This window comes from Streptomyces sp. NPDC020965 (assembly GCF_044333555.1).
Classification (GTDB): domain Bacteria; phylum Actinomycetota; class Actinomycetes; order Streptomycetales; family Streptomycetaceae; genus Streptomyces.
On the sequence record NZ_JBIRRE010000004.1, the window covers coordinates 169260 to 184102 of the forward strand.

A 14843-nucleotide genomic window follows, 5' to 3' on the forward strand; every position below is an offset into this window, starting at 1 on the left:
CGCCGACTGCTCGTCTCGTGGTCGGCGGGCGCGCCACCGGCTCTGTCGTGGGCAGAACAGCCGGCCCGGACATGCCTCTGATGATGCGTTCCCTCCCAATCAGTCTTTCAAGATGCCTCCCGGGAGCACGGCTTTCGGCGGGAAGAGATGAGCGTCGTATGAAACGAAGAGTCCATGAGCCGGGAATCGCAGCAAAAGCCATACGCGCGATTCAAGTACCATCCCTGGGACTTCTGTCCTTGACACTGGTCGTGAGCCTCCTGGGATCGCCTGCCGCCGGGACTGGCCAAGCTCCGCCGAATCCGGCTGCCGGCAGTGTGGCCATTGCCCCGACCGACCGCAGCCGGGTCGTCGAACACTGGAAAGCCGGGGGCCCCGGGGTCAAAGCGGCCGCCGAGGCGGCCCTGACCGGTAGCGACACCGAGGTGCAGGCGTTCCTCGCGGCCGTCGAAGACCTGTCCTTCCAGGACGTGCGGGTGGGTGCCGTCCAGCTCTCGGGGCTCGGCGGCACGGAACTCCTGGCTGCTGCGCGTGCGGCGCTCTCGGGGACCCCGGGAGAGCTCTGGTCCTTCGTCGGCTGGGGCTGGAAGGGTCCGATAAAGCAGGACAACCGGGTCAGGGCTGCACAGATCATCAGCACCGCCGGGCCCGCCGTGCAGGACGCCGGACGTGCCGCGCTGAACGGCACGGCGGCCGACGTCAGCAAGTTCCTCACCACGGGGCAGCACACCCAGCAGGAGCAGGACGAGCGTGTCCGGCTGGTTCAGCTGATCAGTGTCGGCGGCACCAATGTGCGTGCCGCCGGGCGGCTCGCACTCAGGGGCGGGGCCCAGGAGGTCCGGACGTTCCTCGAGGTCGGCCAGTTCGTCGCCCGGGACAAGGACCAGGAACACACCACCGTCGCCCAACTCGCCGCACAGGCGAAGGAAGCGGGCCGGCAGGCCGCGAAGGAGACCGACGCGGCGAAGGCCACCTCGGTGAAGGCGGTCGAAAGCGCCCAACTCGCCAAGGAGGCCGCGCTACGGGCCGCGGCCGAAGCGGAGGCGGCCAAGAACGACACCGATAAGGCCGGACGCGCCGCCGGACGCGCCGCCAAGGCCGCCTCCCAGGCCGCCGCGGCGGCGCAGGAGGCGATCGAAGCATCGCGAGCCGCGAACAACTCAGCCCGGGTCGCCGCCAACGCAGCGGCCCAGGCAGCCGCAGCGGCCTCCGGTGCCGCCCAGGCGGCGTCCCGGGCCAGGCACGCGGCGGCGAACGCGGCAGTAGACGCGCAGAACGCCGCCGCCGCCCGGGAGGCCGCGGAGAACGCCCGCGACGCGGCCAAGGGCGCCGATCTCGCCGCCGACGCCGCCGACGAGGCGTCCAAGGCCGCGAGCTCGGCCGGGGACGCGGCCCGCTCGGCCGCCAGCGCCGGTGTCAACGCGAATCTCGCGGCCAACGCCGCCAGTGAGGCCAGCACGTGGGCAGGGCAGTCCAGCGCCGCCGCCGCGGAGGCACGGGCCGCCGCGGCAGCCACCAAGAGGCATGCCAACGAGGCCAACCGGGCCGCCGCAGCCGCCGAGAACCTGTCCCGCGAAGCCGCCACCGCGGCAGCCGAGTCACGGGACGCGGCCCGGGAAGCCGCGACCCACGCGAGAAACGCCGCCACGGCCGCCGATGACGCCGCCCAGCACGCGGGCGACGCGGCGACCGCCGCTGCCAAATCCACCGAACACGCCAACGCGGCCACCCACGCGGCGAACGCCGCGACCAGTGCCGTGCTCCGGGCCCAGAAGATCTACACACTCGCCCGCCGGGTGGAAACGCTGGAACTGGAGGGCCGCACCAACGCCGGCATCGAACGAGCCAAAGACCAGAAGGAAGCGACCGAAGCCCGGACAGCCAGACGGACCGCCGCCGAACAGGCGGCCCAGGACCGGGAAGCGGAGCGAAACCGGCTCGTCACGGAGGCCGCCCAGCCCGGAGCCGACCTCACGGCACTCGCCGTCCAGGGGCGCGCACTGGCCGTGAAGGTCATGAAGAACGGCACCGCATGGGGACGCGCCACCGCAGAGGCCGCCCTCGCCGGACCCGATGTCGTCGTCATCGATTACCTGCGCAGCGGATGGCGGACGGCCAAGGAACAGGACGAACGCTCCCACGTCGAACGCATCGCCGAGGAGGACGAGAGCAAGGAGATGCGGGACGCGGCCGAAGCCGCACTGCTCGGAGACGCGGCCGCCGTCACTGCCTTCATCACCACGGGCCGGCACCAGGTCGCCTCCCAGCCCATGCGGGTGGAGATCGCTCGAATCATCGACGGCGCCGGGCCCGTGCTTGCCGAGGAGGGCAGAAGAGCCCTCGACAGCGGGGACCCCAAGAAGTACAGCGACTTTTTCGTCAGGTCCCAGAACATCGCCCGGACTCAGGACGAGCGGGTCAGAGCGGCCCATCTGGTCGATTCCGGCACCCCCGAGCTGAAGTCCGCAGCCCGGATCGCGCTGGAGGGGGCTCCTCAGACGCTCCACACCTTTATCGCCTCGGGCCAGCACATCGCCCAGCGCAAGGACCACCTGACCGGCGCCCATGTGGCCAGGGTCCAGAAGCTGATCGCGGAGGCGGCGAAGATCGCCGCGATCGCTCAGCAGAACGCCGCCACCGCCCAAAAAGTCGCGGCCACCGCGCGCAACGCAGCGGCGGAAGCCGCCGAGTGGGCCCGGAAGGCCGGCGCCTCCGCGACCGAGGCGCAGGGCCACGCGTCCAGGGCGGCCCAGCACGCCCTGGACGCCGAGGCATCGGCCAACAGCGCCGCAGCCTCGGCCGCGACCGCCCGTACCGCTGCGAACCAGGCCAATACTGCCGCGGAAGACGCCGCCCGCTCGGCCGCCGACGCCACCCTCTCCTCCGAGATCGCCCAGACATCCGCGTCCAGCGCCTGGTTCGCCGCGGACCGGGCCAGGCAATCCGCCATCGCGGCGGGCAAGGACGCCGCAGCCTCACTCGCGGCAGCGTCCGAGGCGCTGACCATCTCTATCCAGAAATACCGGCAGGAGGAAGAAGCCCGGCGCAAGGCGGCGGTCGAGAAGAAGCAGAAGGACATCAAGGACATCGCCGGCGCCCGCGCCCGCGCCATCTACCGCTGCTCCTCCATGGCTCCGATGCCCTGTGATCCCCCGGCCTTCGCCCGCTGGTGCCAGCACAACGAGATCGAGTGCCAGCTCTTCAGCGACGTCCTCAAACATGCGGACGAGATCAACTCCACCATCGACAGGGCATGGGGCGCCGCGAAGGACCTCACCGGCCTCGGCCAGCTCGAAGCCTGCATGGAAGAAAAAGACCTGGAGAACTGCTCAGGTCTGGCCGCCGACGTCCTCATCGGCGCCAAACTCAAGGCACTGGAAAAGTCCTACAACGCACTGAAAGTACTGAAACGCAACTGCAACAAGTGCTTTCCGCCGGGGACCAAGGTCCTCATGGGCGACGGCTCCAGGAAAAACATCGAGGACATCCGACTCGGTGACAAGGTACTCGCCACCGATCCGGTCGCCAGGCTGACAGGCGTCCGCGAGGTGACCCGCCTGATCGTCACCGAAGACGACAAACAGTTCAACAAGCTGACAATCGAGACCCCCTCGGGACCTGCAAAGCTCACAGCGACCCAGGAGCACCCGTTCTGGAGCCCGTCACAGCAGGACTGGGTCGAGGCGCACGCACTCAAGCCCGGCATGACACTCCAGAGCAGCGACAACTCCGCCGTCCGGATCCGGGAGAACCGCTCCTTCACTCAGAGGCAGACAACCTACAACCTCAGCGTCGCCGACATCCACACGTACTATGTGCTGGCAGGTCGGATGCCGGTCCTCGTACACAATTCAGGCGGCGAATGGTGCACTCCTGAGGAACGTCTCGAAGATGCTTCAGATATTGGAAATGGGCACGCGGGAAGCAAGCACGCTGGCGACTTCCCGGGATATTCACCCAAGGATATCGGAGACCTCGTCCGAGATGTAATGCAAAATCCGGCACGCAGTAAGCCGCTGGGTAGCGGGCGGAGAGCATACCAAGGGAAGGATGGATCTACGATCGTGATTCACGACCCGATGAATCCAGATGGCGGTACTATCTTCCGTCGAGATCCAGGAACAATCGATGATTACTGGAATGAGTTGAACTGATGCCTGAATCTTCTGCAGTGGCGAGTGACCTGCTCACCGCAGATGAGGTCTCCTGGCTACGACGCGCACTCTTGGAGTGGGGTGGTCCGGCTCGGTGTAGCGATGAGCTCGCCATTGGCATAGGATTCGAAGGTGTGCAGGACCTGCTAGACCAATGCCGCAGGTTGCGCGCAACACTGGGAGACGACACTCCGATAGCGCCCGTTGATTGGGCGCGCATATTGCTGGCCGCCGAGATTGTCTTTGTTAGCGATCTTGCGGGTTCGGGATATGAATGGCCGACAACCACAGGATTTAGTGACGAGTCGAGCATTCGGACACTACGCGCAATCCAGCGCAAGTTGGCCAGGGTGGTAAGTCCCTACTTTGGAAAGCGGCCATGCAGGTGAGAATCGCCAAGTAGGGCACCCGGCTCCAGCGATTAGTGATTCTTCGCGCACATAGGGCTAAGCAAGGGCGCATGATCCAACGCGCTATATGTCGAGTTACTTAACACCCTCGCGGCTTCAATCCTTGGGGCAGCAACTAGAGAGACCGGCCCCGCCGGAATTATTCCGGCGGGGCCAGTGGTCATTTGGCAGCAACGTCAGCGTTCGACGGCTGCCAAGAGGCGGGCAGCCGCAGGCAACGGTGGAATGCTGCGGACAACGGAGCACCTGGCAGCGCTGCCCAGGATGGCCAGACCCTGGCGGAAGTACACCTCCGGGCCGCGCCCTGGAGACACCCCCGCTGCTGAACCACTGACCTTCAGCTTGTTCTGCACGTTGTAAGGCGATCGCGTTTGGTGACGCTGTCGGGCAGTTTGACGGTCTTCCCCACGTCGTAGCGTGGTGCGCGTCGCCAGTTCTTCGAGCCGGAAGGCCGTCCGGGGCCAGACCCGGCGGTATGGGTGCATGGAAAATGCAGACCCACTTCCAGGTGCCGGGTAAGTCGGAGTTGCGCGTGGGGGGGGTGGGTTTCGGATTCGGAGAGAGCTTCATGGTACGCCGAACCGCTTCCGTCCTGATATCGCCTACCCGTATACACCTTGGGGACGTTGGCGCACTGTTGCTGGTTTGCGGACGAACTCGGGCTCAGGCTGTTCGGCAGCAATGGCCCGCGATTCATCCCCGCCGTCAGCGGTTGAGGAAGGAATAGCTGCGGCCGAGCTCGGTGAAGCCGCGGCGGGAGTATCACTCGCGCGGCCAGTCAGGCGCGTCCGCGATGAGGAAGAGCTGCGGGATCCCGGCAGTGGCGGCCAACGCGAGCCCTGTGGTGAGCAGGGTGTCTCCGTGGCCTTGCTCACGGTGGAGTCCGGCTGTGACGAGGTCCTCTATCTGAGCCAGCCCCGCCTCCCGCGAGGGCTGCTCCTTCCTGTCCTCCGGCGATCACGCAGGGGTCGCCGGAGGAGGGTGACGGCGTCGAGGGCGTGCTGGCGCTGCTGCCCGCGATCGGGCCCAAGATCGCCGAGCTGCCCAGGCGGGTGGTCCGGCCCGAGGTGCGTGGTCCTCCGCAGCGGACCACGCACACCTTCGGGGACGGGATCCACCTGCTACTCGGCGACGAACTTGATCGATGCCACGTCGTGTCCGAGCGGGAAGACAGCGACCTGCCCCCGGCCAAGGGTCTCGACGGGCTGACGCCCGGTCCGGTGGTCTGATGCCCTACACCGAGGCTGTACCGCTCTGGGTGCGGGTGGCCGGCGATATCGAGCACCGTCCCAGCCGGGCATCCCCCTACCGTGCCCGCGTCCGCTGGTTCGATCCCGCCTCCAAGCGCCGCAGGTCCCTCTCCGAGGGCAAGGACACGCACGACGAGGCTGAGGATTGGATCTCCGGGATCCTGAAGGCCGCGGAGGCGGGGATCGCGCCGGATGTGGCCACCATGTCGCTGGCCGAGTACGGCACCGCCACCATGGACTTGGCTCTGCGCGGTCTGGAGTTGAAGACGCTCGATCCGTATCTCGCCGGCTGGCGCCGCCGGGTGGTCCCCGCGCTCGGGCACTTCCCCGTACGCATGATCAGCAACGGGGCTGTCGACCGCACCGTTCACGGCTGGATCGCCGACGAGCAGAGCCGCTCCACCGTCAAGAACAGCCTCGCCGTCCTCGTGCGTGTGATGGAGCAAGCTGTCCGCGACGGGCTGATCACCGTCAACCCGGCCCGGGTCACCGGCTGGCAGCGCGAGTACAAGCAGGCCGAGGACGAACTCGACAACCCCCGTGCCCTCGCACTGCGCGACTGGCCCACCCTGCTCCGCCTCGCCCAGGCGCTCGTGGAACGTTCCCACGGCAACTACCAGGGGTGGGGTGAGGTCGTAATCTTCGCCGCCACGACCGCCGCCCGCATCGGCGAAGTGTCCGGCGTCCGCGTCGCCGACATCGACACCACCAACTGGATCTGGACCGTCCGCAGACAGACCACCCCCGCACCCGGCGGACTCATCGACAAGAACACCAAAGGCAAACGCGCCCGCCACGTACCCATCGTGGAAGAGATCCGCCCACTCATCGCCGAACGCATCCTCGCCGCAGGCCCCAACCCCGAAGCGCGCCTCTTCACCGGGCCGCGTGGCGGGCGGATCTCCACCGCCGTCCTGCGCGACGCCACCCACTGGGACGAAGTCGTCCTCTCACTCGGCCTCGAACACCTACGACGCCACGACCTCCGGCACACCGGACTCACCTGGTTCGCCGACGCCGGAGTCCCCGCCCACGTCCTCCGCAAGATCGCCGGACACGGATCCCTGCTCACCACCCAGCGTTACCTCGACCCTCGGGAATTGCATCAGGCGGGCGAGAAACCGCAGGTCGCCAGGTCATGGCGAGGGCTTGAAGGGCTCCGAGGCTACTACGACCTAGCGGTCTGACCAGGCATGTTGCCGAGCTGGTCCCTTCTGATGCATGATCTGCCCTCCAGAAGGGATGGTCTGGAGTGGTGCATCAGCGCAAGGTGGCCCTGGCCGGGTCGGCTCATCTGGAGCTCGTCTCCGGGGTGGTCCAACTGCGTCCCGAGGAAGCGATGTTCGACGCGATGCTGCGGGGCTGGCGTGCTCAGCAGAAGTCGCGGGGGTTGAAGGACGACACGATCGATCCGCGGGAACGACTCATACGCCGGTTCCTGGAGTTCGCGAACGACTACCCGTGGCAGTGGACGCCAGCCCACATGGACGAGTGGTCGGTCTCATTGACCAGCGAGAAGCATCTGGCACCGTCGACAATCCACAGCTACCAGGGCACCGTGCGACTGTTCAGCGAGTTCCTCATTGACGGCCGCTACGGATGGGGCCCTGCCTGCGAGGAAGCCTTCGGCACCTTCCCGGTGGCGGTCTGTCACGAGTGGAAGTGCGCCACGAGGCGCTGTTTGTCCGGATGGAGGTGGAAGGCCCCATCGGTTCGCCGTCGTAGCGGCGGGCTGAAGCTGGAGGCAGCCTGAGCCGGGGATCGCCGGTAAGGGTGGGAGCAGCCTCGACAAAGTCGCGTCGGCCCGGTACTGCCGGATGGGCCGGGCGCGGTGAGCGAGACGAGAAGGTATACGCGAGGAACCGGTGTTGTTAAGCCTCTTGACGTGGAACCAGCTCAAATCCGGCGGATATGGGCTGGGTGGCGGTGCGCATCCGCTCGCTGTGGCGAGTGGAGAACTCTTTGCCTGGGTCTTTTCAGTCTGGGGCAGGAGGCCGCGGTGAAGGACTACGGCGTAGTCGCGGCGATACCGCAGGGGCAGAGCCGGGTGCCTAACTCGTCGACCGGACAGCAGTGAACGTGGGAACCGGCCGCGTACGTTCCCCGGCCTCTCCTCAGCCAGAGGGACGGGCGAGGGGATAGGTGTGATGCCGACCGAAGGCGCGGGCGGGGCGGAGCCGTCGTAGTACTCCGAGGCCGGTAGGGCCGGCCACATGGGGAAGGGCGGCAGCATGTCAAGCAGGGAGGGAAAGCAATGTCCGAAGAAGCGTCGGTGAATACCGACGCCGTGGTGTGGCCGGATCCTGATTCGGCGGCACTTGCGGTACGGAGGATGCAGACCAAGCTGCATCACTGGGCGGGGGCTGATGCCTCCCGCCGTTTCAGTGACCTGTACAACCTCGTCTACGATCCGGCGTTTCTGGTTCACGCGTGGGAGCGCGTGGCCTCCAACGTCGGGTCACGGACCCCGGGGATTGATCGGGCCACCGTGGCCCGGATTGAGACCTGGGTCGGGGTGGAGGAGTTCCTGGGCCAGATTCGCGATGCGCTGAAGTCCGGCCAGTTCCGGCCGGTGGAGGTGCGGCAGGTGATGATCCCGAAGGGGACCAGCGGGAAGCTCAGAAAGTTGGGTATCCCCACCGTCGCGGATCGCGTGGTTCAGGCGACCCTGAAAGCGGTGCTCGAACCCATCTTCGAGGCGGACTTCAAGCCGTGCTCGTATGGGTTTCGCCCCAACCGGCGTGCGCACGATGCTATTGCCGAGATCTATTACTGGGCGTCCAAACCGAGGAATTACCAATGGGTGCTGGAGGCCGACATTGAAGCCTGTTTCGATCAAATTTCGCATACGGGTTTGATGGACCGGCTCCGCGTAAGGATCAACGACAAGCGGGTGTGCGCTCTGGTCAAGGCGTTCCTGAAGTCTGGAGTCATGACGGCTTCGGGCGATCGGGAGGAGACGCTGACGGGCGCCCCTCAGGGCGGGATTCTCTCGCCGTTGCTGGCGAACATTGCCCTCTCGGTGCTGGACGAGCATTTCGACCAGCAATGGCAGCAGGCGATGGGAACCCAGTGGCAGCGCACCAAACGTAGACGCAACGGCCAGGGGCTGTGGAAGCTCGTCCGCTTCGCGGACGACTTCGTGCTCATGGTGGCTGGTGAACGCCATCATGCCGAGGCTCTGCGGGAAGAGGTGGCGGCTGTGCTGTCCCCAATGGGGCTGCGGCTGTCGCCGGAGAAGACCCGTGTGGTCCATATTGATGAGGGCTTCGATTTTCTCGGCTTCCACATCCGCAGGAAGCGGAAGCGGGGAACGCAGAAGCACTTCGTCTACACCATGCCGTCCAGAAAGGCCGTGCAATCGGTCAAGGACAAGGTGAAGGCGAAGACGTTCAGGTCGACCCGCCATATGGAGCTGGATGAGCTGCTCGTCAGTCTCAACCGGCAGCTGGGCGGGTGGGCGAACTATTTCCGGCACGCGGCGTCGAAGAGCGCGTTCAACGCGATCGACTCCCTGGCCTGGGGACGGATCATGAGATGGATCCGTCATAAGCACAGGCAAGGACGCCATGGGCTGGGAATGAACGAGCTGCGCCGTCGCTTCTGCGATCGCGGCTGGCGGTTCGCCCACAACGGGGTGGTGTTCACCGGCGCATCCAGCGTTTCGGTGGTTCGTTACCGCTATCGCGGCAACACGATTCCCACCCCGTGGCCCCTGAGACCGGCAGCCCTCGGCACAGCGGGCTGACCAGTGGGCAAGGCATGTGGAGCGCCCGATGCATGGAGACATGCACGTCGGGTGCGGGAAGGCGGCCCAGGGAGACGGGCGGGTGGTAACACCGGTACCGCGCCCTGGGCCGACCTCACCACCATCGCCCACCTCAACGATTACGAGGGTGACCCGGAGGCGAAGCCATTCACCCGGGAACAGCTGCAGCTCTTCCTCGACTATGCCGACGACCAGGTCGAACGAGCGCTACGGGCGAAACGCAAGGGCGCCCTGGCGGCTTACCGCGACGCCACCCTCTTCAAGGTGATCTACGGGTGGGGACTTCGCCGGACCGAGACCTCCAAGCTCGATGTGGTCGACTTCGGGCGCAACCCGCAGGCCCGGCAGTTCGGCCGGCACGGCACGCTCAACGTCCGCTACGGCAAGGCCAAGAAGGGCCAGCCGCCGCGGCGCCGGAACGTCTTGTCGGTGATGGACTGGGCCGTCGAGGCAGTCGCCGACTACGTCGAGAATGTCCGTCCGCGCTTCGGGTTCCCCGACCACCCCGCTCTGTGGATCACCGAACGCGGTGGACGCCTGCGGCCCGGCTCGATCAACGACCGGTTCGAGGCGTACCGCGACGCCCTTGGCCTGCCGAAAGAGCTGGTCCCTCACTCCTTGAGGCATTCGTACGTCACGCACCTGACGGAGGACGGGGTGGACCGCCGCTTCATCCAGCAGCAGGTAGGCCACGAGAGCGACAGCTCCCTGGCCATCTACACGCACGTCAGCGACGACTTCATGAACACTTCCCTGCACAAGGCACTGGCCCCGGCGTTCGCCGGAGCCTGACAGGAGGGATCCGGCGATGGCCGCCAAGCTCGACTACCACTGGCACCTGCGCAAAGTCATGGCCGACCGCGGGATGTTCTCCACCACCGACCTTCTGCCCCCGCTCGCCGAGCGCGGTATCGCGCTGTCCTCCAGCCAGGTCTACCGGCTCGTCGTCGAGCGACCTGAGCGACTGAGCCTGAAGATCCTCATGGCTCTGCTCGACATCCTGGACTGCACCATGGACGACCTCATCGAGCCTATTGCGGTGGTCGGGGCCGTGAAGAAGCCGACGAAGGCAGCAGTCGGCGGCACGGCACCCGACGCGGAAGGACTCGGCGGACTGCGGCCAAAGCGGGCCCGAATCAAGGGTGTTGACCGGTCGTGACCACCACCGACTCGGTCGACCGCGCCGTCGCGGACCCGATCGGCCTGATCACGGACCTGGTCGCGGATGCCGAGAGCGAGCTCGGCTCCGAGACCATCCGGACCGTGGTCACCGCGGTCGCGGGCGGTCGCGCAAAGTCACGGAACCTGGCCAAGTTCCTGGCGACGCGTCCCGCCGCCCTGACCGATGGCCGGTCCCCGGCGCCACGGGCCGTCGGTGATCTCCTCATCGCCCTTCGCAAGGCCGGTGCCGCGGCGATCTCGCCGCCGGTCTGCGCGGACTGCGGGAAGGGGCTGCAAAGCCTCCAGCGGCAGGGCCAGGACTGGTACTGCTCGGTCTGCATCAAGGAGACCAGCGAGTGCGCCGCCTGCGGCAACACCCGGCGCGTCACGTTCCGGGACCGTAAGGGCTTGCCCCGCTGTTCGATGTGTCCCGACCACGATGACCGTGACCCGGCCACGGTCGTTCACACGGTGATCAACACGATCGCTCCGGGCGCCGACCGCGACGTGGTCGCCGAGGCTCTGCGCCGGTCGGCGCCCCACCGTCCCCACTATCGCCAGCGCGTGGTCTGGGCCCTGGAGGAGAACCCTCGCCTGCTGACCGGCGAGGCCCATCTCGCCCCGCATCGCGCCATCTTGAGGTTCATCGACCTTCTGCACGAGGCTGGTGTTGCCGGGATCGTCCGACCGTCCTGCCCTCGCTGCCACCGGGTGGTTCGCATCGACAAGCCGCTCGACGGTCAGCGGGTCTGCCGCAACTGCATCGCCAAGTCCCGCGTCGAAGAATGCGTACGCTGCGGCGCCCGCCGCGAGCCGGCCACTCGTGACGACCAGGGGCGCCCGCTGTGTCCGAACTGCTTGGTCAGCGACCCCGCGAACGTCGAGGTCTGCATCAATTGCGGAAAGCGGAAGCGAGTACAGAACCGCACCTCCAGCGGTCCTCTCTGCTCGAACTGTTGCCCCCTGCCCGTCCTCGTCTGCTCGATCTGCGGCCGCACCGCACCCGGCACCCACTCCCGGCTGACCGGCCTGCCCCGCTGCGGCGGCTGCGACCGACGCCAGGCTCATTGCACCACATGCGGGCGGCTTCGAGGCATCCACTCCGGGACCGCCGAAGCACCGGTCTGCGGCCCCTGCACCGCACCGGACGCCGAGCTCTGGCGCCCATGTCCCACCTGCGGGGAAGCGGAACGATTGCGAGCCGCCGGCCCGTGCCCTCGCTGCACTCTCAGGCAACGGCTCCACGAGCTTCTCGCCGACGGCTCGGGCTCCATACCCCCGAGGCTGCAGGCCCTCAACGATGCCCTGGCCGAGACGGAACGGGCCGGCGCGGCGATGCGCTGGCTGGCCGGCGGCATCGTCTCCACCGTTCTGTCCGATCTTGGATCCGGTCGTCGGCCCCTGACGCACGAGGCCCTGGACGCACTGCCGGCGGGAAGGTCGTCGAGCACATCCGCAGCGTGCTCGTTGCTACCGGCACGCTGCCCCAGCGCGACGAGCAGATGGTCCACCTGGAACGGCACGTGAACGATCTCGTCACCTCCCACACCATCGCTGAGGGACGGAAAATCCTGCACCGGTACGCGACCTGGCACCTCCTGCGACGACTGCGCCGACGCAGCCGCGGAAACGACATCACGCACACCCAGCTCACCGTCGTCCGCCAGCATCTGCGGGCAGCCGTCCATCTCCTCAACTGGCTCAACGACCAGCGTCTGACACTCACGACCTGCCGCCAGGCCGACCTCGAACACTGGATGACCAGCGACGACGTCCGTCACCGCCGGGAGGCAGGCCACTTCGTGCGCTGGGCTCTCGCCCAGAAGATCGCACGCGATCTCAGCTTCCCGGCCGTCAGATGGAACGGCCCCACCCAGGCGATGGACGACGAGGCCCGCTGGGCCACCACCGCCCGGCGTCTGCTGCACGACGACACTCTCAAGTCCGAAGACCGCCTCGCCGGCCTGCTGTTGCTCCTCTATGCCCAGTGGCCCGCGGCGATCTCCCGGCTCACCGTCGACCACATCGAGGAGACCGACGGAGCAGTACGCCTCCGCCTCGGTGCCGTCCCGGTCGAGCTGCCCGCACTCGTCGCTGAACTGGCCCTCCAACAAGTCGCGGTTCGCCGCAGTCATGCCGTTCTCGCCCGGACGGATTCACCCTGGCTCTTCCCTGGCGGTCAGCCCGGCCGCCCGATCAGTGTCTGGGCCATGGGCGAACGTCTCCGCAAGCTCGGCATCCGGCTCGCCGAGACCCGCTCAACCGCTCTGTTCCAGCTCGCCACGGAGCTGCCTGCCGCGGTCCTTGCCCGCACTCTCGGCATCGACATCACCGTCGCCGTCAAGTGGCAGCGAGCCGCCGCCGGTGACTGGGCCGCTTACGCCGCCGACGTCAGCAACCGAATTCGAAAGGCTCCAGCCCCGTGACCTTCCAGGACCACCTCCGAACCCTTGCCGAGCGAGCAATCAGCTCGATCTCAGCGGCCGAGGCAGAGGACATCTACGTCATCTCGTTCTTCATCGACAATGAGAGGGACGACCCTCGACAGCCCACCTTGACCATCGGATACAACAACGAAGCCCAGTTCCGACGCAGCATCGCGGATGCCTCCGACGAGGCGGAAGCCCGCTGGAACTATGCCTTCTGGCTCCAGGACGAGCTCACGGTCATTGGCGACGTCGCCCGAGACCCCGGCGGAGCCACAGCACGCCGTCAGTGGATCACTGAACTCGGACTTTGGTACGACGACGAGCCCACGCACCCTGAGGACTGGATGACGACCGTGGGGGCGACCGCCTCGTTGATCGAGGCCAACTTCAACCAGGCATGCGTCCAGCTCGCTCGCGACCTCCACAACGATGGCGTCATCAAGAGCGCCATCGGCAAGCCGGTGCCCGTGGTCCTCCACGAGCTGGAGTACTACGAGGGGATCGCTCGCCGGACTGAGGCCGCCAACCCGCCCGGACTCGCCGATGACTTCACGGCGTGGGTCCGCACCGGCTGAGGCATTCAGGCAGTTCCAATACCCGACTCCACCATTACACCCCGACATGTCCCAGATCACGGGCGCCGGGGCCGCCCTCACCGCCCACCTCAACCCCGTCCGCGCACCCCTCAGCCTCGCCTCCAGCCCGTCCCCGGAAGGCGTCGCTAGACCGTGTGGTCCCCAAATGGTCCCCAAGACATGCGGAAAGGCGGTACCGGATTTCTCCGATACCGCCTACGACCTGCGAAAACGCTGGTCGGGACGACAGGATTTGAACCTGCGACCCCTTGACCCCCAGTCAAGTGCGCTACCAAGCTGCGCCACGTCCCGATACCCGCTGACCTGGGGTTTCCCCTGGCCGAACGCGCATGAGAACAATACCGCACTCGGGCAGGTGGTCACGAACCGCTTTCACGACCTCCTGCCGGGAGATCCCGCCCGGAGCTGTCCGGGGCCGCGGGCGACCCACCTCCGGCATCCGGCACCGACCGGGACGGCGGGCCCGGGCGGCCGGAGAGGGCGCGTCCGACCCATTGACCCCCTGTAGTTCTCGTATCTACGCTGGGTGAGGTGGAGAGAAAGCGCTTTCCGCTGCATGCTCCGCCCTCCAGTAAGGGGAGCGCCATGGTCGGCAGCCGTCGCAGTGCATTGATCCGCCGCGGTCGCGCCGTGGCGGTCGCGCTCGCTCGCGGCGGCGGAGCCCAGTCCCGCCACCACACGGACCCCGGGCCGGCTCACCGGCCACCGAAAGCGGCACGGCGGGAGGCGGCGCGGCGGCTGAATGAGTTCGGCGTCACTGTGGCCGAGCAGTCACTTCCGGCCAACGGGCACAGGAAGCGGCGAGGACCGCGCGAACACTCCCCCCGAGCCGCGTGCGGCGGCGGGAGTGCACCCCGCCCGAGAGATCTCACGGTCGCTGTCCGCCTCGACCTGGTGGATCCGGTGATCACCAAGACATCGCCGACCCCTCGGGGCACACCGTCGCGGCGACCCGTCGATGACCGTGGAACGCGGCCGTCAGGACCGGCGCCCACCGGCCCCGACCCAGGGTCCGCCAGGTCGTCGGCGCCCTTCGCGGCGGACCGGATCACCCCGACCGGGAGGCCCGTAGGA

10 protein-coding genes and 1 tRNA gene are annotated in these 14843 nt (G+C 67.3%); 10 read left to right on the forward strand and 1 reads right to left on the reverse strand.

Annotated elements, in window-relative coordinates; genetic code table 11:
- The first annotated feature begins 17 nt into the window (after positions 1–17).
- The 10 genes from ACH4S7_RS14560 (at position 18) to ACH4S7_RS14605 (ending at position 13748) form a co-directional block, all read left to right on the forward strand.
- Positions 18–4154, forward strand: coding sequence for a polymorphic toxin-type HINT domain-containing protein (locus tag ACH4S7_RS14560; protein WP_398521502.1), 4137 nt, complete (start codon positions 18–20; stop codon positions 4152–4154).
- A gap of 1408 nt (positions 4155–5562) precedes the next feature.
- Positions 5563–5793 (forward strand): hypothetical protein, encoded by a 231-nt coding sequence (locus ACH4S7_RS14565; protein WP_398521503.1) that lies wholly within the window; start codon positions 5563–5565, stop codon positions 5791–5793.
- Complete coding sequence (locus tag ACH4S7_RS14570) at positions 5793–7001, forward strand: tyrosine-type recombinase/integrase (protein ID WP_398521504.1); 1209 nt, start codon at positions 5793–5795, stop codon at positions 6999–7001. Before ACH4S7_RS14565 ends, ACH4S7_RS14570 begins: the two co-directional genes overlap by 1 nt.
- A gap of 68 nt (positions 7002–7069) precedes the next feature.
- The gene (locus ACH4S7_RS14575; protein ID WP_398521505.1) at positions 7070–7567 is read left to right on the forward strand and encodes a hypothetical protein; all 498 of its coding nucleotides are present in this window, start codon (positions 7070–7072) and stop codon (positions 7565–7567) included.
- Positions 7568–8068: 501 nt separating this feature from the next.
- Positions 8069–9562 (forward strand): group II intron reverse transcriptase/maturase, encoded by a 1494-nt coding sequence (ltrA, locus tag ACH4S7_RS14580; protein ID WP_398521506.1) that lies wholly within the window; start codon positions 8069–8071, stop codon positions 9560–9562.
- Between the two features lie 51 nt (positions 9563–9613).
- Positions 9614–10375 carry a tyrosine-type recombinase/integrase gene (locus tag ACH4S7_RS14585; protein WP_398521507.1) on the forward strand — a complete coding sequence of 254 codons (762 nt, stop codon included), beginning with the start codon at positions 9614–9616 and terminating at the stop codon, positions 10373–10375.
- 16 nt (positions 10376–10391) lie between these two features.
- Positions 10392–10742, forward strand: a complete 351-nt coding sequence (locus ACH4S7_RS14590; RefSeq protein ID WP_398521508.1) for a helix-turn-helix domain-containing protein — start codon at positions 10392–10394, stop codon at positions 10740–10742.
- On the forward strand, positions 10739–12271 hold the full coding sequence (locus ACH4S7_RS14595; protein WP_398521509.1) for a hypothetical protein: 1533 nt from the start codon (positions 10739–10741) through the stop codon (positions 12269–12271). Before ACH4S7_RS14590 ends, ACH4S7_RS14595 begins: the two co-directional genes overlap by 4 nt.
- Positions 12205–13170, forward strand: a complete 966-nt coding sequence (locus ACH4S7_RS14600) for a hypothetical protein (protein WP_398521510.1) — start codon at positions 12205–12207, stop codon at positions 13168–13170. The genes ACH4S7_RS14595 and ACH4S7_RS14600 overlap by 67 nt, the downstream gene beginning before the upstream one ends.
- Positions 13167–13748, forward strand: a complete 582-nt coding sequence (locus ACH4S7_RS14605) for a hypothetical protein (protein ID WP_398521511.1) — start codon at positions 13167–13169, stop codon at positions 13746–13748. Before ACH4S7_RS14600 ends, ACH4S7_RS14605 begins: the two co-directional genes overlap by 4 nt.
- A gap of 235 nt (positions 13749–13983) precedes the next feature.
- Here the strand turns inward: ACH4S7_RS14605 and ACH4S7_RS14610 are convergent.
- Positions 13984–14060 (reverse strand) — tRNA-Pro (locus tag ACH4S7_RS14610).
- Between the last annotated feature and the right edge of the window lie 783 nt (positions 14061–14843).